This window comes from Mesorhizobium sp. WSM4829, assembly GCF_055811475.1.
This window is the reverse complement of sequence record NZ_JBVVQJ010000008.1, coordinates 74,163-91,480: the sequence shown is the minus strand read 5'-3', so window position 1 is coordinate 91,480 and position 17,318 is coordinate 74,163. Positions and strand designations below refer to the sequence as shown.

17 protein-coding genes and 1 tRNA gene are annotated in these 17,318 nt (G+C 61.5%); 10 read left to right on the top strand and 8 right to left on the bottom strand.

Translation table 11 applies throughout. The features are described 5' to 3' along the window. Positions 1-32 precede the first annotated feature (32 nt). Entirely contained in the window at positions 33-1,745 is a 1,713-nt protein-coding gene (locus AC0L17_RS10335) for a GNAT family N-acetyltransferase (protein ID WP_473515749.1), read from the top strand. A gap of 58 nt (positions 1,746-1,803) precedes the next feature. Here AC0L17_RS10335 and AC0L17_RS10330 read toward each other — a convergent pair whose 3' ends face one another. Further along, positions 1,804-2,868: a DUF2332 domain-containing protein gene (locus AC0L17_RS10330; RefSeq protein ID WP_473515748.1), complete on the bottom strand. Its 1,065-nt coding sequence runs from the start codon at positions 2,866-2,868 to the stop codon at positions 1,804-1,806. A gap of 137 nt (positions 2,869-3,005) precedes the next feature. Here AC0L17_RS10330 and AC0L17_RS10325 point away from each other — a divergent pair, with 137 nt between their 5' ends. Both AC0L17_RS10325 and AC0L17_RS10320 read left to right on the top strand, forming a co-directional pair. Continuing rightward, a complete protein-coding gene (locus AC0L17_RS10325; protein WP_473515747.1) occupies positions 3,006-3,938 on the top strand; it encodes an alpha/beta hydrolase family protein in 933 nt (310 codons plus the stop codon). A 332-nt stretch (positions 3,939-4,270) separates the two neighbouring features. After that, positions 4,271-4,630: a hypothetical protein gene (locus AC0L17_RS10320; protein ID WP_473515746.1), complete on the top strand. Its 360-nt coding sequence runs from the start codon at positions 4,271-4,273 to the stop codon at positions 4,628-4,630. Here AC0L17_RS10320 and AC0L17_RS10315 read toward each other — a convergent pair. Next, on the bottom strand, positions 4,627-5,415 hold the full coding sequence (locus tag AC0L17_RS10315; protein ID WP_473515745.1) for a S1 family peptidase: 789 nt from the start codon (positions 5,413-5,415) through the stop codon (positions 4,627-4,629). The genes AC0L17_RS10320 and AC0L17_RS10315 overlap by 4 nt on opposite strands. Before the next feature lie 325 nt (positions 5,416-5,740). Continuing rightward, entirely contained in the window at positions 5,741-5,947 is a 207-nt protein-coding gene (locus tag AC0L17_RS10310) for a ribbon-helix-helix domain-containing protein (protein ID WP_236374471.1), read from the bottom strand. Positions 5,948-6,024: 77 nt separating this feature from the next. On the opposite strand from AC0L17_RS10310, the gene AC0L17_RS10305 reads away from it, so the two are divergent. Beyond that, on the top strand, positions 6,025-6,372 hold the full coding sequence (locus AC0L17_RS10305; protein ID WP_473515744.1) for a hypothetical protein: 348 nt from the start codon (positions 6,025-6,027) through the stop codon (positions 6,370-6,372). A 167-nt stretch (positions 6,373-6,539) separates the two neighbouring features. Further along, complete coding sequence (locus tag AC0L17_RS10300; protein ID WP_473515743.1) at positions 6,540-6,686, top strand: hypothetical protein; 147 nt, start codon at positions 6,540-6,542, stop codon at positions 6,684-6,686. A 47-nt stretch (positions 6,687-6,733) separates the two neighbouring features. On the opposite strand, the gene AC0L17_RS10295 is transcribed toward AC0L17_RS10300, so the two are convergent. The 5 genes from AC0L17_RS10295 to phaC form a co-directional block, all read right to left on the bottom strand. After that, positions 6,734-7,084, bottom strand: a complete 351-nt coding sequence (locus AC0L17_RS10295; RefSeq protein ID WP_473515742.1) for a hypothetical protein — start codon at positions 7,082-7,084, stop codon at positions 6,734-6,736. 115 nt (positions 7,085-7,199) lie between these two features. Continuing rightward, positions 7,200-7,472 (bottom strand): hypothetical protein, encoded by a 273-nt coding sequence (locus tag AC0L17_RS10290; protein ID WP_473515741.1) that lies wholly within the window; start codon positions 7,470-7,472, stop codon positions 7,200-7,202. A gap of 122 nt (positions 7,473-7,594) precedes the next feature. Continuing rightward, positions 7,595-7,669 (bottom strand) — tRNA-Glu (locus AC0L17_RS10285). A gap of 190 nt (positions 7,670-7,859) precedes the next feature. Further along, positions 7,860-9,104: a YcbK family protein gene (locus tag AC0L17_RS10280; protein ID WP_473515740.1), complete on the bottom strand. Its 1,245-nt coding sequence runs from the start codon at positions 9,102-9,104 to the stop codon at positions 7,860-7,862. A gap of 213 nt (positions 9,105-9,317) precedes the next feature. Next, positions 9,318-11,156 (bottom strand): class I poly(R)-hydroxyalkanoic acid synthase, encoded by a 1,839-nt coding sequence (gene phaC / locus AC0L17_RS10275; RefSeq protein ID WP_473515739.1) that lies wholly within the window; start codon positions 11,154-11,156, stop codon positions 9,318-9,320. Between the two features lie 172 nt (positions 11,157-11,328). Here phaC and AC0L17_RS10270 point away from each other — a divergent pair, with 172 nt between their 5' ends. The 5 genes from AC0L17_RS10270 to recJ all read left to right on the top strand — a co-directional run bounded on the left by AC0L17_RS10270 (position 11,329) and on the right by recJ (position 17,290). After that, positions 11,329-11,646 (top strand): hypothetical protein, encoded by a 318-nt coding sequence (locus AC0L17_RS10270; RefSeq protein WP_353682513.1) that lies wholly within the window; start codon positions 11,329-11,331, stop codon positions 11,644-11,646. 92 nt (positions 11,647-11,738) lie between these two features. Beyond that, positions 11,739-12,956, top strand: a complete 1,218-nt coding sequence (locus tag AC0L17_RS10265; protein ID WP_077383891.1) for an LL-diaminopimelate aminotransferase — start codon at positions 11,739-11,741, stop codon at positions 12,954-12,956. Between the two features lie 47 nt (positions 12,957-13,003). After that, positions 13,004-14,317, top strand: a complete 1,314-nt coding sequence (locus AC0L17_RS10260) for a homoserine dehydrogenase (RefSeq protein WP_473515738.1) — start codon at positions 13,004-13,006, stop codon at positions 14,315-14,317. Between the two features lie 142 nt (positions 14,318-14,459). Then, positions 14,460-15,476, top strand: coding sequence for a class II fructose-bisphosphatase (glpX, locus tag AC0L17_RS10255; protein WP_473515737.1), 1,017 nt, complete (start codon positions 14,460-14,462; stop codon positions 15,474-15,476). A gap of 29 nt (positions 15,477-15,505) precedes the next feature. Continuing rightward, positions 15,506-17,290 (top strand): single-stranded-DNA-specific exonuclease RecJ, encoded by a 1,785-nt coding sequence (gene recJ, locus AC0L17_RS10250; protein ID WP_473515736.1) that lies wholly within the window; start codon positions 15,506-15,508, stop codon positions 17,288-17,290. The last annotated feature ends 28 nt before the right edge of the window (positions 17,291-17,318 follow it).

The window sequence follows — 17,318 nt, the reverse complement described above, 5'->3', positions numbered from 1 at the left end:
ACTTCAGTGATGGTCAGCGCATGCAAATCGATATGGTCGACAAATTCGAAGCGTTGCAGCCGCTGAGAGAGAATTGGGATCGGATATATGACTCCGATCCGGAGGCGAACTTCTTCCTGTCGTGGCCATGGATGTCGAATTGGCTGCGACGCCCAGGTTGGGTGATTTTGGCTGCGCGGTCTCCCGGGTCGAACGAGTATGTCGCCTTCCTCCCTTTGCAACTCGTCACCGGGCTTGATGAGCAGACGGGGTTTTATAGCAGCATAAGGATGGCCGGCTCGTATTTCGCCACCTATACGGGCTTCATCTGCGTTCCCGAATTCGAGGAGCGAGTCATTTCGTCGTTCGCCGATCGCCTGCAGGCGCTGAATTGGGCAACGTTACACTGCGACGACATTTCGATATCGGCCAAGCGCCGTCAAATGCTGCTTGGAAGCTTTTCCGACAATGATTTTGTGAAAGAAAAGATTGAACGACGTCGCCATACAACCCGAATAGGCGAAAACATAAATCATGACATCTATATGTATGTCGATTTGCCAACCGATTGGGACGAATTCCTGGATGGCAACCTTGGCCCGAAAACCCGTCGTGATGTCCGCCATTTTCTTCGTCAGGTCGAAAATAGCGGAGAATACCGGATAGGTTTGGCGGACGTCGAGACAATCCAAAGCGACCTGGAGGTTTTCTATCAACTTTGGCTTGCGCAGTGGGAGGCCAAAAGCCGCGTTTATGCTCAGGGTGTTATTGCCAACTGCCGCCATATGTTACTTGAATGCCACAAGGCGGGTGTGCTGTTCGCGCCGGTATTGTGGAAAGGCGATACTCCATTAGGAGTACACATTGCGTTTATCGACAGGTCGAAGCGTTCACTCGTCTGTTTCCTTGTCAGCCGCAATCTCGCAATTCGGAAGCCTCCACCGGGCTTGGTGCTTCACGCCTACAGCATCCGTTGGGCAATTCAAAACGGCCTCAGGACCTACGACCTTGGCACTGGAGATTTTTCTTACAAGTACAGTTTCGGATCGAAGGAGCGGCTTGTAGAGGGTGTCCGGATCGACTCCACCAACAGCCGCGGAAACAGGCTGGATCGAAGAAGCCTTCCCTCGGTGATTTCGTCGGTGCGAAAGCTGCGTCAGGAGGGGAAGTTCCATCTGGCCGAGCGCGGTTGCAGGCAGGTGCTCGAAACTGAACCGAGCAATCTGGAGGCGCGCCGGCTTCTGGACGAGCTTGTGGCGGCTAGGCGTATTGAGGAGCAATTTGCGCGTGCCTTGCAATGCCATCGGAGCAAGCAATTTTTGGATGCCCAGAGGATTTATCTGCAGGTCCTGGCAGCAAGTCCCCGGCATTACGACGCTAATTATCTGTTGGGCGTTCTATGTCTTCAGGCCGGTCGGTATCAGGCAGCGGACACCTACCTGGCTCGCGCCACTGAGATCAATCCGAAAGCCGCAGCCGCCTACAACAACAGGGGGCATGCCTTGCGCGGCTTGAAACGGTATGACGAGGCTCTCGCCTGCTACGAGAAAGCCATCGGGGTGAAGCCCGATTTCGTGCAGGCAATGAACAATCGGGGGGTGACGTTGCGGGCGTTGGGGCGCATTGATGAAGCACTCGCCAGCTTCGACGAGGCGCTGACGCTCAAACCGGACTTTGCCAAGGCCTTGTCCAATCGCAACCAGTTGCGTGTGCCCCTGCCGCGCGATCGTTTGTCCATCGCCGATGATGTGGACACCTTAGAGTAAAGCGCATCGCGTTTGCATCTGGTCAAGGACAGGAATGGCCGGATAAACCGTCGACCTGCTAACCTTTCCACTCCATCGATAGCCCATGCGGATCGCAGATCGCGAGCGTTTTGACCCTGCGCTCGCCATTGAAGTATCTGCTGACCTTGAGAGGATTGAACGTCTCAGTGGGGTTGGGGTGTGCGACCTCGCCCTCCACGGTGACGCGCCAGACCGGCGCCGTCTTGCTCGCCTCCAACAGGATATCGTTTATGCGTCGGTGTTGATCGCCGGAAAGCTGATAGCCCATGATCGTGTGATACACGCACCGGGCTTGGTAAGGCGGAATCTCCGCCAGCGCAGAGGCCAGGTTCAGCACGGCGTCGCCGCCTCTGATCCGGGGCGGATGCGCGGCGGCGACCTTCAAGGCGCCATCCAGTTTTGTAAGCCGGTCAATGCGCTCGGGCCAGACAAGCGCCTTGAGCCACCGGCGTTCATTTTCATCCCGAACATCGGTCGGATAAAGTTCGAGGCCGATCCTCGATGAAACGGGGGGCGGGAACGTCCCCAATACAGGCACGCCAGGCCCTTCAAGGATGCAGGAAAGGACGAAATCCGCATCGGTCCACCGCTCCAGCTTCGGAGCGCCTGTCCCGTCCGTATACCGATATCCATAGCTGTCGAAGTTCAGGTTCAGGCCGGCGCTGGATCCGATCTCGACGAGACCAAGCGGAGCGGCGGCCTCGCGCGCAACCAGATCGAATGCGGGCAGCAGCAGCGCGCTGCGGCCAGCCTCGTTGGTGTTGGTGGCGCGCTTCGCGATGATGTCGACGAGTTCGGCTTCGTGGGCACCGCAAAAAGCGGCGAAAAGTTCGAATGCGCGATCGTCGGCCGGCCGCGTTCCGCCCAGACTCGGATAATAATCCTTGAGAGGATGGTCGACGCCCCCAAGCAGGAGATACTGTACCGCGCCGAAGACAAGGTTCGCCGCCGGCTGACCCTTCCTGCGCCCTGCCGCCAGGCGCTGCAGCGCGACGTTGTCCGCAATCCCAAGCGACAGCTTTTCATAGAGGGGAGAGCCGCCACGACGAGACTCGTTGGCAAAGAAGCGGTAATAGTGAGCGCTTGTTTCAAACACCACCATAGCACGGACCTAGCGGGTAATAGATTGTCTTGAATGTGGCTTCCACCTGTAATTGCCTTAATGCTTTCGGCCCAGCGGGTCAAGGAACCGGCCGAACAAGAGAGGCTCTCGAGCATACACCCATGTGAGACTGGCGGATGAACGAAACCGTGGACGATTCACCTTTGGGATATACTACCATTGATGGCGCCTTTCGCGACGAATCGCGCAGCCGTTCGGTGCCGCACCGGCTTTATGCCCCGGCTCCCCTCTCTGGCGCTTACCCGGTGATCCTTGTGTCGCATGGCATTGGCGGATCGCGCGAGGCGATGCCTTACCTCGGGCGGCGCCTGGCGCAAAGCGGCTACGTGGCGGTGCACCTGCAGCATACCGGGACGGACAGTTCGATCTGGCAACAGGCAAACTCGCTTGCGGAAGTCTACCGCATTCTTCGTGAAGCCATGTGGGACGCCAATGCGGCGCGCGCGCGATTTCAGGACGTGCCCTTTGCCCTGCGCGAGCTTGCGCGCATGAACGGCGAGGGGCGGCTCGCCGGCCGCCTGGATTTGACACGCATCGGCATGGCCGGACACTCTTATGGAGGCGTCTCGACGATGGTTGCCGCAGGGCAGAGAATGGGTCCGGGCGGGCAGTGGTCGTTCAAGGAGCCAGGAATTCGCGCTGGCCTGATCATGAGCCCGAACATACCCATCCAGGGCGGCGACTTGGCCGCCCTTTACCGCGATATCAGTATCCCGCTGTTTCACATCACCGGCACGAAAGATGGCAATGCGGTGCCCGGCAACAAGGAATTCGATCCGATACAGCGGACCCTCCCTTACGAAGCGCTGACCATCCCTCATCAATATCTGCTCGTTCTCGACGGTGCTGGCCACAATGCGTTTTCCGGCCTGAAGCACGGACCACACGCCCACGGCCCCGAGGAGGAGACCCGCTACACGCGCGTTGTACAAGACGCAGCAGTGTCGTTCTTCGATGCCTACCTGAACGGGAAAACAGCGGCCCTGGCGGCCCTTCGCCAAACGTTTCAATCCAGCCTTGAGCCGACCGACAGGTATGAATGGAAATAGCAGGAAGTCCGCCAGCGTTTACCGGCAGTTGTTCGAGCTGGATTCCGACGTGGCAGAATGGGGGAGTGTGCGGTTTTCTGCACAAGTTGCGACAGGGGAGGGCCGGTAGGTTGGAGATTCACAATCTGCCATGAATTAATGGCGATGCCATCCAAAGCGCACGGGCGAGGACGGAGGCAGAAACCCGGCTCTCGACGCTGAAGACCACACAGGAAGCCCGCATTGCGCTGAATGAAGGCATCGACGCCATTGTCCATGGAGAAGACATCCGGCTTTCACCGAACGCGACAGGGCCTATTTCTCGAGTTGCCGGCGACGTAGCTAAAAACTCCGTGTTCACCCCCGAGCTTCCTGAGCTTCTCAGCTACTACGAGGGCCAGAAGGCCCGTGGGGAGGCGATCGTCGCCGGCAAGGTAGACACGACCCAAGCCCGTCCTGACCCACTCCCTGCCGGCCTGGCGGCGGCGCAGGCGCTCATCGCCAAGGCCGAGGACACCAAGGCGCTCGCTGATCAATATCGCGTCGATCACAACACCGGCGCCTATGACGAGGAAGCCGAGATAGCGCACCTCGCTGCCACCGGCCGGCTGTCGGAGGAAGATTTGACAACGCTGGATGAGGCACGCCGGGATTTCGAGCAGGCAGACGCCTTTGGCGAGGCTATGAAATCGTTGGGGGTCTGCCTGATCTAGATCCGCTCGGCCGTGATGGGGGCTCGGCTTAAATCGAGGAGGCTGGTCGCACCTCCGGCGATGCCCGGCTTCCAGTCGAGCAATCCTCGGATGTCGTGTGCAAAACCAAACTCCTCTATCCTTAATCGCCGCTCCGTGTACTTTTGACCGTTTTCAGCGACTTCTGAAATCTCTGACTCGGTAGTTTCACCTCGGAATGAACTTACCGCAACTCCAAGCAGCAAATCCGTTTCGCCTTGATGTTGGAACACAGGCGCCCCACTCATCCCCGGGCTTATGTTGAAACTCAATTCGTAGCCATTTGGATGGCTCCCGATGCGCATGTCTTGAGGCAAAGTTTTGCGCTGTACATAACCTCTTAGAGCTCTCAAGTTGAGCCGAAATCCGCTAGGCGTGCCGCCGTGTGCTGAAATTGGATAGCCAATAGATGCAACGTCCTGCCAGACCTCAATATCAAAGCTTTGCAACCGTATCTTGGTTGGAGCGAAATAAGCCGTCCTGGCGATGGCAACATCGAACGGAGGCGGGGCGTTTTCGATTTGAAGAAATTCCGCAAGTACGCTTGTGGCTGCCGTGCCGTTGTCAGCTTTTCCAACAACTCCAGCATGCATTCCTTTTATACTGTTGACGCGTTGGAGCGCTTGATCGGCCACGTGCCGAGCGGTCAAAATCCAGCCTTGGTCGTTAATCAGAAAAGCGGTGCCCACGGTTCCAATGACGTTCACACTGTCAGGGCCACGGACTTCCCATATAGCAACGGGCATAACATACGTTTGTAGAAACATAATGCTAGTATTCCTTGCGCAAAGCTTCGCCCCCGCAAGGGCGTGGTTCGCATTCACCCATAGTTTTTAAGCACGGTGCAGCCGATAACAGAACAAGACTTCACGGAGCCTGTGAAGCGGTCGACGACGTAGGCGCTCTCTCCGAGCGGCTACCGTCTGATAGCGTCCGCCATAAAGGAAGGGCGCAACTCCGAGCGCGGACGCGATGAGTGCTGCACTCACGACCATCTTCATTTCCGTAGCCTCACTCCAGCTTCGCCACCACTTTCGGGAATGAACTCGACGCCGGCGGATTCGAGGGCAGCACGGAAAGTCGCCCGGGTTTTCACTCAGCCTTCAGTACCTGGTGTCTGATCAACCAATCACGAATGATCAATCGGACGGCTTCAGGTCGCGAAACATCATGCTCGGCAACAAATTGATCGACGCCCGCGAGCATGTCCGGTTGAAGGCGGACCATGATCGGCACGCCTTTTCCCGTTGGGGCTGGTCCCCGCCGTTTCTTTGATACCACGGTTTCTTGCTTTGCCATAAAAACTCTGATATCAGAATTCCCGTTCTGGCGGAAGCCGCTAGAACCTCACATGAAACCGAATTGGAGAAGATCCGATGCCGAACACCCATGTTCGGGCAGCCGCCGAAGGCATGCCCGCAATCAACCGCCGCCGCCTTCTGCTTGGCCTCGTGGTTACCTCAACCGCCGCTGCCGCTGCGGCGGCCTTGGCTGCCGCTTCAACGCTCATCGACGCGACCGCAGCGCCGTCTGTCGCTGGCGCGATCCCATCTACGGGCAGAGCCAGTCTCGATGCAAAGCTGCTGTTGCTGCCGCCGGAAGAGGCGAACCAACTGGAGGATAGAATTCATAGCGATCATTTCCGCTGTCAAAGAGATGTGCGCCCGAGGCGAAGATCGCCAAGCGATCAGGGATTTTGTCAGAACGCGGTTGCAGCAAAATGAGATGGAGAGGGCACGGGGAATATGAGCACCGCACCGATCGTCGAACCAAGTGTCTGCTCTGATGTCTTCGTCACTGGGGCCGCGCCGCTCACGTTCATGGCGACAATCTCAGGCTGACTTTGTTCGTCTCGCAGCGATCCTATGACGGCAGCCCTGAAAACGCCGTGGTGACCAAGCTTGTCGGAAGCCGATCGGACATGCTGGAGATCGCCGCCGCCATCGTGCGAGGCTGCTACACCCTTCCAGGAAAGGCCGAGCGAAACGGCGAGCGCATATTCCTCGAATTTCTCGACGCACCGGCAGAGCGCCACTGACGACTTCCAACCCGTTTAGGCCGCTGCCTCACGGTGGCGGGTTCTTTTTATGTCCTGCCCGTGACGCTGAACAGGATGGCCAGTGCTATGCTCGCCACGGCGATCGCCCCAAACGTGAGTGACAACGGCGAACCAACCCAGAAAAGACTGCCGGCCACGAGACCGAAGCAGATGGCGCCACACCAAAAGAACCCTTTCGGATCGGAAAATGGTGGGAAACCGCTTAAGAATTTAAGAATTCTGCTTCTGCTCAGCGGCCTCACGGTGGCGGGTTTTTGGTACCCGGTGTCGAAGGCCTCCGATCCGGCTTGGGCATTGGTTGACCCGAGCGAGGCGACGGCAAGGGCCAGCGCAGCAATCGAAATGCTAGCAGTGCGAATGCGCTTAATTGTCTTCATAGTAGCCTCCTTACCCGCATCGACACTAGCAAACAGCGGAGAATTCCTACAAGCACGCAGAATGGGAAAGCGCTCTTGTCCGGCCCGCGCACTGTGCCTCACGGTGGCGGGCTTTTTAGTGCGTAATCACGCCGGCGGCGCGCCCGATCTCGATTCCGGCCATGACGACTGTAGCAATGGTGACTGCCAGCGCCATGCGTCGCTCAAAATTGGCGAGTCGCTTCTCCGTCGCGAGCTCTTGGCCGTCCCAATAGAGTTTGTTGGTTTTTGGGTTGACGCCTAAGAGCGTAACACCTTCCAGGCTTATGGCCCTGACGCCCTCAGGCCATTCTGGCGGTGGGGCACCCTTCGTATATCGATATTTTCGGATCTCGTCCCAATCGATCATTTTCCCCTCCGGTGGTGACGAGAGGAGTGTGGCAGGAATCGCTGGACTCGACAAAGGCCAGAAGGAAATTGGCCAGATATTGGACAGTAAGGCGGGATTTTCAGCTAAGTGTTTGATTTTTCTGGTACGCCCAAGGGGAATCGAACCCCTGTTACCGCCGTGAAAGGGCGGTGTCCTGACCGCTAGACGATGGGCGCGCTCAGATGTGAGCGCTTATAGTTGCGTTGCACCAAACCGGCAACCCGTCTGCCGCTACCTGCGACAACTTTTTTCGGTGACCGCAAAACCGCGCATTTTCGGCGATTTCCCTTGGTTCGACGCGGCACCTTATGCCGTCCTGAGACGGCACACGGCGGGCGTTGCATGGACGAGAGGGACAACCAGCCGTTACCGCCGCCGACGGCAGCGCCAGTTCCAGTCGCGCTCGGGACCGACGTCGATGTGGACGGATTCGGTATGGCAGTAGGTGCCGACGCCGCCGCGCCCTGGCATGCTGCGGATGTAGCTTGCCAGTTGCGCTTTCGAGACGCCTGGAACCTGGATGTCGGCGGCGGCGCAATACATGTGCAGCGAATTCTTGGCGCCGTTGGCGCGGCGGTTGCGGGCCGGGTCACGATAGCCGGAGGTGACGATCATCTTCTTGCCGTAGTGGCCCTCGATCGTCTTCAGCACGCGGACCAGCGACGGCTTTAGGCAGGCAACGTCGACATTCTCGGTCTGCTTCAAAAGACCGTTGGGCGCCAGCCGGGCAAGTCCGGGAGCGTATGCCACCTGATAGGCGCCGCCTTCATCCTCGTTCAGATCGACGTCGCTGTCGTCGTCGAGGCCGGATTTGCGCTTGATCTCGAAAAGCGCGGTCTTGCGCACGCCAGGCAGCGCGTCATCGGTGAAACGGCTGGTATCGCCGAGCGAAGCCAGTTGCACCGGCTTTTCAGCCGATTTGGCCGAGGCCAGGGTGATGGCGGGTTTTGCCGCCGCCTTGGGCTGAGCGACCTTGGGCTGCGCCGCCGGCGGCTGCTCGCCCGACCTGTTGCTGGCCTGCGGGGCAGATGCTGCCGAGGCCGGCGTGGCGCTGAACAAAGAGGCGAAAAGCCCCTTCTTCTTCGGCGCATAGGCCTGCGGCTCTGCGGCAGTCACATAGACCGGGTTGTTCATCGCCGGCGCGGCGGAGTTCGGCGCGGCCGTGCCGGCATCGGCGGTTTCAGTCTTCTGCGCAGCAGCGTCGGCCTGTTCAACCGTCTGCGCCGCCTGTGGCTGCGGCGTCTGGCCCGCAGCCGTCTCTGCGCCCGCTTTAGCCGGGACGGGGAAGCCGGCATCCGATTTGGCGCCTCCCTGGGGGGCCTGCGCCCCCGGCTTGGCCGCTGGCACATGAGCGACCTGCTCAGGAAGGCTTGCGTCGCCCTTGGCGGTCATCGTCATTTGTGAAGTCGTCATCTGCGACGATGAATCAGTGGTGACCTGTTGGCTGCCGGAGGCCGTGTCCGGTGCCGAGGCATTGTAGCCGGGCATGCCGACGGACAGGGACGGGTCGCCGGCCGAGGTGCAGGACGCCAGGAGCACGGAGAAAAGCGCGGCCGCAATGGCGCGGCTTTCTCCCTTCGCGAGGCGCGATCCTGCTGATTTCAAAACCAAATTCCCCCTCGATGTCCGGTCGGTACTTCATTGGCGGCACCGAAACGTCTTGCCGCAACAAACCCTTGTCCCCGAACGGAAACGAGACCTGTGTCAAATCCGCAAGCCCCAGAGTATTTCGACGGCTAGAGAAGAATCGGGAGTGCTTAAGGGTTGACGAACCCATTTCGCCCTCTTTTACCGGCGCGTCAACTCACCACACATTACAGAAGGTTACACACGCACCTTGACATAGGTGCCTGGCGCATCGCCCAGGGTTTTCATGTGCTTGCCGGGTTTGCGGGCCGGCACGCGGGTGTCGTCCTCCTTGGCCTCGATCCAGCGTTGCCAGTGCGACCACCAGGAGCCGGGATGGTTGGTGGCCTTGGCGAGCCACTCGTTGAAGTCGCCGGTTGGCTTGCCGCCGGTCCAGTAGTGATATTTCTGCGCCGCCGGCGGATTGACGACGCCGGCGATGTGGCCGGAGCCGGCCAGGACGTAGTCGACCTCGCCGCCGAAATATTTCGAACCGAGGAACACCGAAAGCGCCGGCGCGATATGGTCTTCCTTGGAGGCGAGGTTGTAGACCGGGATGGTGACATCCTTCAGCGATACCACGCGGCCCGCCAGTTCCATCTCGCCTTGCGAAAGTCTGTTCTCGAGATAGCAATTGCGCAGGTAGAAGGAATGGTTGGCTGCGGCCATGCGGGTCGAATCGGCGTTCCAGTAGAGCAGGTCGAAGGGCAGGGGATCCTTGCCGCGCATGTAGTTGTTGACGACATAGGGCCAGATCAGGTCGCCCGAGCGCAGCATGTTGAAGGCGGTCGCCATCTTGGTGCCGTCGAGATAGCCTTTCTCGTTCATCGCCTTTTCGACGGCCGCGACCTGCTCCTCGTCGACGAACACTTTCAGGTCGCCGGCATGGGTGAAATCGACCTGCGTGGTGAAGAAGGTGGCCGATTTGATGCGGTGGTCGCCCTCCTGCGCCAAAAGCGCCAGGGCGGCTGCCAGCAACGTGCCGCCGACGCAATAGCCGACGGCGTTGACGTCCTGTTCGCCGGTGGCCTTTTCGATCGTGTCCAGGCCGTATTGCAGGCCCTCTCTGATATAGGCCTCCCAGCTCTTGGTGCCGTGCCGCTCGTCCGGGTTGATCCAGGAGATGACGAAGACGGTGTGGCCCTGCTCGACCGCCCAGCGGATGAAGGATTTTTGCGGGTTGAGATCGAGAATGTAGAATTTGTTGATCCATGGCGGACAGATCAGCAGCGGCCGCTTGAGCACGGTCTCGGTCGCCGGATCATATTGCAGGATCTCGGCGACGTCGCTGCGGCCCACCACCTTGCCGGGTGTCGTGGCCAGGTTCTTGCCGATCTCGAAGGACGAATAGTCGGCCTGCCTCAGTTTCAGGTCGCCCTTGCCGGCGGCGATGTCCTCGGCCAGCATCTTCATGCCGCGCACCAGGTTTTCGCCATTCGAGGCGATGGTCTCGCGAAACAGTTCCGGGTTGGTCAGGATGAAATTCGACGGCGAAATGGCGTTGGACACCTGCTTGACGTAGAAACCGGCCTTGTGGCGGGTGTGCTCGTCCAGGCCATCGGCGTGTTCGACCAGGTCGTTCGCCCAGCGCGAGGTGACGAGATAGGCCTGCTTGAGGAAATCGAAGAAAGCGTTGCGGCCCCATTCCGGGTCCTGGAAACGCTTATCGCCGGGCTCGGGCTTGAACGCGCCTTCGGCGTCTTCGCCGCCGTCGCTGAGGCGCTGGATGGAGTTGGCCCAGACGGTCATGTAGCCGGAGAACAGCCGCGTTTGCGCCTCCAGCGCGCGCTGCGGATCGGAAAGCCAGTATTCGCTGAGCTTGGAGAAGGTTTTCACCATGTCGACGACCGGCTCCGCGACATGATCGCGCACGTCGCCTTTTTCGCGCGGCTCGGCCCATGCGGAAGCCGCCTTGCCGGCCTGCTCGATCATGCGGGCCATGTTCAAGGCGAAGCGCTCCGGATCCTTGACCAGATATTGCTCGACGGTCGAAGGCCGGTCATCTTCCGCTTTGCCCGAATCGGGTGTTTTGGACATGGTTCGCGGGGTTCCTCCCGAAGCGTTTTCTTGACATAGTATCATGGCACATCCAACAGGGTCCAACGTGCTCTATCTTGGCTGCCCGGGAAACAATATGACGACTGATACTGGCAAAACTGTTTTTTCTGGCACCGGTCGTTTTTGCCGCACAGGCGCGGCGGTCGTCTTTTTGGCGATCGCCGGCTGTTCGAGCACCAACATCGAGGGCGCCACGCCTGTCGCGGCTACCGACGGGCCGAAGAACACCGGCACCTATCCGAACCTGAATATCCCGCCGCAGGCGGCGGCGGAGCAATTCACCGAGGCGGAAAAGAACGCCAAGCTCGCCCAGTTGAAGGCGGAGGCACAGGCGCAGGGCTCAAAGCGCGGCGCGGTCAAGGTCGCGAACCCGGCGGCGCTGAACACATTGGCGAAGCAGCACGGCGCCGATGCGCTGAAGCAGATCGAAGCCAAATGCGATCCCGCCCTCGACCCTACCTGCAAATAGGATTATATCGCGCGACCGACAAGCACCACCGACGGGCACCTTTGCCAAAACCACTTTGACCGTCTGGAATTGAACCCACCACTGGAAACGACATGGAAGAATTTCACAAGGTCCGCCGGCTTCCGCCCTACGTCTTCGAGCAGGTCAACCGGCTGAAGGCCAGTGCCCGATCGCGCGGCGCCGACATCATCGACCTTGGCATGGGCAATCCGGACCTGCCGACGCCCAAGGCCATCGTCGACAAATTGTGCGAGGTCGTGCGCGACCCGCGCACGCATCGCTATTCATCGTCGCGCGGCATTCCAGGCTTGCGCCGCGCCCAGGCCAATTACTATGCCCGCCGTTTCGGCGTGAAACTCGACCCGGACACGCAAGTGGTGGCGACGCTGGGCTCGAAGGAGGGCTTCGCCAATATGGCGCAGGCGATCACTGCGCCCGGCGACGTGATCCTGTGCCCAAACCCGACCTATCCGATCCACGCTTTCGGCTTCATCATGTCGGGCGGCGTCATCCGCTCGTTGCAGGTGGAACCGGACGACGGCTTCATTCCGGCGCTGGAGCGCGGCATCCGCCATTCGATCCCCAAGCCGCTGGCGTTGATCCTCAATTATCCGTCGAACCCGACGGCGCAGGTCGCCTCGCTCGATTTCTACAAGGAGGTGGTGGCCTTCGCCAAGAAGAACGACATCATCATCCTGTCTGACCTTGCCTATTCGGAAATCTATTTCGACGGCAATCCGCCGCCCTCGGTGCTGCAGGTGCCGGGCGCGATCGACGTGGCGGTCGAGTTCACCTCGATGTCGAAGACCTTTTCGATGCCCGGCTGGCGCATGGGTTTTGCCGTCGGCAACGAGCGGCTGATCTCGGCGCTGACGCGGGTGAAATCCTATCTCGACTACGGCGCCTTCACGCCGATCCAGGTGGCGGCGGCGCATGCGCTCAACGGCGACGGCGCCGACATCGCCGAAGTGCGCGACATCTACCACAAGCGCCGCGACGTCATGGTCGACGCCTTCAGCCGTGCCGGCTGGGTCGTCCCGGCGCCGGCGGCGTCGATGTTCGCCTGGGCGCCGATCCCGGAGCCGTTCAAGCATCTCGGCTCGCTCGAATTCTCCAAGCTTCTGATCGAGCACGCCGACGTGGCGGTGGCGCCGGGCGTCGGCTTCGGCGAGCATGGCGACGACCATGTGCGCATCGCGCTGGTCGAGAACGAGCACCGGATCCGGCAGGCGGCGCGCAACATCAAGCGCTTCCTGGCGTCCAGCGCCAAACAGCCCAACAATGTGGTGCCGCTCGCCGCGCATCGTTGAGTTGCCACAGATCACATCGACCAAATTCTTGAGGGGCGTCGCCGGACATGGCTGAAGCGTTGCGTGTTGGAATCGCCGGTCTCGGCACTGTCGGCGCTTCGGTGGCGCGCGTGCTGCGCGACAAGGCGGCGGAACTGACTCGGCAATGCGGCCGCGAGGTCGTCGTGTCGGCCGTTTCGGCCCGCGATCGCAACCGCGACCGCGGCGTCGATCTCGGCGCGGCCAAGTGGTTCGACGATCCGGTAAGAATGGCGCAGACCGCCGAGATCGATGTCTTCGTCGAACTGATCGGCGGCGACGAGGGGCCGTCGCATTCATCCGTGAAAGCGGCGCTTGAAGCCGGCCGCCACGTCGTCACCGCCAACAAGGCGCTGCTTGCCAAACATGGCGTGGCGCTGGCCGAGACCGCCGAGAAGAAGGGCGTACTGCTCAATTACGAGGCGGCGGTGGCGGGCGGCATTCCGGTCATCAAGACGATGCGCGAGGCGATGGCCGGCAATTCGGTGACCCGCGTCTTCGGCATCCTCAACGGCACCTGCAACTACATCCTGACCCGCATGGAAGCCGAGGGCCTGTCGTTCGACGAATGCCTGAAAGATGCGCAGCGGCTGGGCTATGCCGAGGCCGACCCGACCTTCGACATCGAGGGCCACGATACCGCGCACAAGCTGTCGATCCTGACCAGCCTTGCCTTCGGCACGAGGATTGCCGCCAACGACATCTACATGGAAGGCATTTCCAACATCAGCCAGGCCGACATCCGCGCGGCCGGCGATCTCGGCTACCGGATAAAGCTGCTCGGCGTCGCGCAGCGCACGGAAAGCGGTATCGAACAGCGCGTGCACCCGACCATGGTGCCGACGGCCTCGGTCATCGCGCAGGTGCACGGCGTCACCAATGCGGTGGCCATCGAAACCGATATCCTTGGCGAGCTTTTGCTCTCCGGTCCGGGTGCCGGCGGCAACGCCACCGCATCGGCGGTGGTCGGCGACATTGCCGACATCGCCAAGAGCCGGCCCGGCTTCCAGCACGGTCCGGTGTTCGGCCTGCCGGCGAAGGAATTGCGGCCGTACAAGAAGGCGCAGATGCGCAGCCATGCGGGCGGCTATTTCATCCGGCTGACCGTGCATGACCGCATCGGGGTCTTTGCCGCCATCGCCAAGCGCATGGCCGACAACGAGATTTCGCTGGAATCGATCGTGCAGCACGCCGCCGGGCCGGATACCGCCTTGCAGAAGACAGTGATCCTCGTCACCCACGAGACGACGGAAGCGGCGGTCCGCAAGGCCGTCGACGGCATCACCAGGGACGATCATCTGACCGACAAGCCGCAGGTCATCCGCATCGAGCGGGCGGAATAGGCATATCGCTCTTCTCCTTCAATCGATTGATATCGTTGTGTTTTCAAAAAAGGCCCGCAGAGGTCTTGCTGTTGTCATGGAGCTTTGACACAACCGGCGCGCCTCTGGCGGGAGGCAATGTGCCAACGAGGATTGTCCACCGATGAACGTTGCCCAGAACATCGTCGCCGGCCTTGACCGGATACTCACCATGGAACTGGTGCGTGTCACCGAACGCGCCGCCGTAGCGGCAGCCAGATTGCGCGGACGCGGCGACGAAAAGGCCGCCGACCAGGTCGCGGTCGACGCGATGCGCGAAGAGCTCAACCGCCTCGCCATCAACGGCACGGTGGTGATCGGCGAAGGCGAGCGCGACGAGGCGCCGATGCTCTATATCGGCGAAGAGGTCGGTTCCGGCAAGGGCCCGGCGGTCGATATTGCGCTCGATCCGCTCGAAGGCACGACGATCTGCGCCAAGAACCTGCCCAATGCACTGGCGGTCATCGCCATTGCGGAAAAGGGCAGCCTTCTGTTCGCGCCCGACGTCTATATGGACAAGATCGCCATTGGCCCGGGTTATGCGGACGGCGTCATCGACATCGATGCCGCGCCAGCCGAAAACATCGCCAGCCTGGCCAGGGCCAAGGGCGTGGCGGTGTCGGAGATCACCGCCTGCATCCTCGACCGGCCGCGCCATGGCGCGCTGATCGAGGCGGTGCGCGCCACGGGCGCTGCGATCCGGCTGATCGGCGATGGTGACGTCGCCGGCGTCATCCATACCACCGATCCGGACGAAACCGGCATCGACATCTATCTCGGCACCGGCGGCGCGCCGGAGGGTGTGCTGGCGGCGGCAGCGTTGCGCTGCACCGGCGGCCAGATGCAGGGAAGGCTGATCCTCGACACGCCGCAAAAGCTGGCGCGCGCGGCGAAGATGGGCATTTTGGATCCGAAGCGGGTCTACCGCGCGCAGGACATGGCGCGCGGCGACGTGCTGTTCGCAGCAACCGGCGTGACCGACGGCAACATGCTGGCCGGCGTCAAGTTCGGCCGCAATTTTATCACAACGCATACGATCGTGCTGCGCTCGTCGTCGCGCACCGTGCGCGAGATCAAGGCCAGGCACCAGGATCTGGAAAAGGTTTTGATTCCCGACTCGGGTGGCCGTCGCATATTGTGAGAAATGACAATCCGCAGACGGCGCGTCGCATGACGGGCGAAAACCGTATCTTCCTCGATGTCAGGCAGTCGGCATCAGGTGTTTCCTGGGAGCACCGGTTGACCGAGCGGCAGGACATGACCGCGCTTGCCATAGCGCAAGGCTATGGCGTGCCGGACATCGTTGCGCGCGTGCTTGCCGGGCGCGGCGTGACCGCCGAGCAGACCGAGCGGTTCCTGGATCCGACCATCCGCGATCTTTTGCCGGACCCGGCGTCGCTGACCGACATGGACAAGGCCGCCGCCCGCATCGCCGGGGCAGTCGTTGCCAGGGAAAAGGTGGCGATCTTCGGCGACTACGATGTCGACGGCGCCGCCTCGTCGGCGCTGCTCAAGCGGTTCCTCACGCATTTCTCGGTGCCTGCGGAGATCTACATACCGGATCGTATCTTCGAAGGATACGGCCCCAATCCGGAAGCGATGCGCGAACTCGTCTCGCGCGGCGCGACGCTGATCGTCACCGTCGATTGCGGTACCAACAGCGCCGTATCCGTCGACGCGGCGAACGCTGCCGGCGCCGATGTCGTGGTGCTCGACCACCACCAGCTCGGCGGTCCGTTGCCGGCAGCGGTTGCGGTCGTCAATCCCAATCGCGAGGACGACCTTTCGGGGCAGGGCCATCTTTGTGCCGCCGGCGTCGTCTTCCTGGCGCTGGTGCAGACGGCGAGAATCCTGCGCGGCCGGTTGCCCGATGCCGCACCGCCGGACCTGCTCGGCTTGCTCGACCTCGTTGCGCTGGCCACCGTTTGCGACGTGGTGCCGCTGACCGGCGTCAACCGCGCCTTCGTGGTCAAGGGACTGCAGATCGCACGCCAGCAGAGGAACGAAGGATTGGCGGCGTTGGCGCGGGTCTCGCGCATCGGCGAGCCGGTCAGCACCTTTCATCTGGCCTATCTGATCGGCCCGCGCATCAATGCCGGTGGGCGCATCGGCGACGCAGCACTCGGCAGCCGCATGCTCGCCACCGACGATCCCGTCGAGGCCCGCACCATCGCCGAGACGCTGGACCGGCTCAATCAGGAGCGGCAGCAGATGGAACTGGAAATGCTGGCCGCGGCGCGCGTCGAGGCCGATGCCGAGCTTGCCGGCGGCAATGGCCCGGCCATCGTCGTCACCGCGAGCTCCAACTGGCATCCGGGCATCGTCGGCCTGCTGGCCTCGCGGCTCAAGGACCATGCGCGCCGGCCGGCTTTCGCCATCGCCTTCAACGCCAATGGTGTCGGCACCGGGTCCGGCCGTTCGGTGTCGGGCTTCGATCTTGGCCGGCTGGTGCGCGAGGCGGCCATTGCCGGGCTGATCGTCAAGGGCGGCGGCCATGGCATGGCGGCCGGCATCACGGTGGAGCGGGCGAAACTTGGCGCGCTCAGGGCCTTCTTCGAGGAACGAGCGGCGGCCGAGGTGTTCCGGCTGCAAGGCGAGGAAAGCCTGGCGATCGACGGCGCGCTCGCCGCCGAAGGCGCGACGCTTGGCCTGCTCGATGCACTGGAGAAAGCCGGCCCGTTCGGCGCCGGGCATGTCGCACCGGTCTTCGCGCTGCCGCGCCATCGCCTTGCCGATGCAAGGCCGGTCGGCACCAATCACATCCGCGCCGAGTTGCAGTCGGAAAGCGGCGGCCGCATCCAGGCGATCGCGTTTCGCGCCGTCGATACGGCGCTCGGCGAATTCTTGTTCAAGAACAGGGGCAAGCCGGTGCATGTCGCCGGTTCGCTGTCGGGCAATCACTGGAACGGCAACCGCACGGTGCAGTTCCGCATCGTCGATGCCGCGCGCGCCTGAGGATAGCTTCCGTTTTCTGCGCGGACCT

Excerpts from the sequence above, each read along its gene's own strand:
- recJ (WP_473515736.1), top strand. The coding sequence starts at position 15,506 with ATGACGGGCGAAAACCGTATCTTCCTCGATGTCAGGCAGTCGGCATCA.
- AC0L17_RS10310 (WP_236374471.1), bottom strand. The coding sequence starts at position 5,947 with ATGGCAAAGCAAGAAACCGTGGTATCAAAGAAACGGCGGGGACCAGCC.
- AC0L17_RS10295 (WP_473515742.1), bottom strand. The coding sequence starts at position 7,084 with ATGAAGACAATTAAGCGCATTCGCACTGCTAGCATTTCGATTGCTGCG.
- AC0L17_RS10290 (WP_473515741.1), bottom strand. The coding sequence starts at position 7,472 with ATGATCGATTGGGACGAGATCCGAAAATATCGATATACGAAGGGTGCC.
- AC0L17_RS10305 (WP_473515744.1), top strand. The coding sequence starts at position 6,025 with ATGCCGAACACCCATGTTCGGGCAGCCGCCGAAGGCATGCCCGCAATC.
- AC0L17_RS10315 (WP_473515745.1), bottom strand. The coding sequence starts at position 5,415 with ATGTTTCTACAAACGTATGTTATGCCCGTTGCTATATGGGAAGTCCGT.
- glpX (WP_473515737.1), top strand. The coding sequence starts at position 14,460 with ATGAACGTTGCCCAGAACATCGTCGCCGGCCTTGACCGGATACTCACC.
- AC0L17_RS10330 (WP_473515748.1), bottom strand. The coding sequence starts at position 2,868 with ATGGTGGTGTTTGAAACAAGCGCTCACTATTACCGCTTCTTTGCCAAC.
- AC0L17_RS10335 (WP_473515749.1), top strand. The coding sequence starts at position 33 with ATGGTCGACAAATTCGAAGCGTTGCAGCCGCTGAGAGAGAATTGGGAT.
- AC0L17_RS10260 (WP_473515738.1), top strand. The coding sequence starts at position 13,004 with ATGGCTGAAGCGTTGCGTGTTGGAATCGCCGGTCTCGGCACTGTCGGC.
- phaC (WP_473515739.1), bottom strand. The coding sequence starts at position 11,156 with ATGTCCAAAACACCCGATTCGGGCAAAGCGGAAGATGACCGGCCTTCG.
- AC0L17_RS10325 (WP_473515747.1), top strand. The coding sequence starts at position 3,006 with ATGAACGAAACCGTGGACGATTCACCTTTGGGATATACTACCATTGAT.
- AC0L17_RS10265 (WP_077383891.1), top strand. The coding sequence starts at position 11,739 with ATGGAAGAATTTCACAAGGTCCGCCGGCTTCCGCCCTACGTCTTCGAG.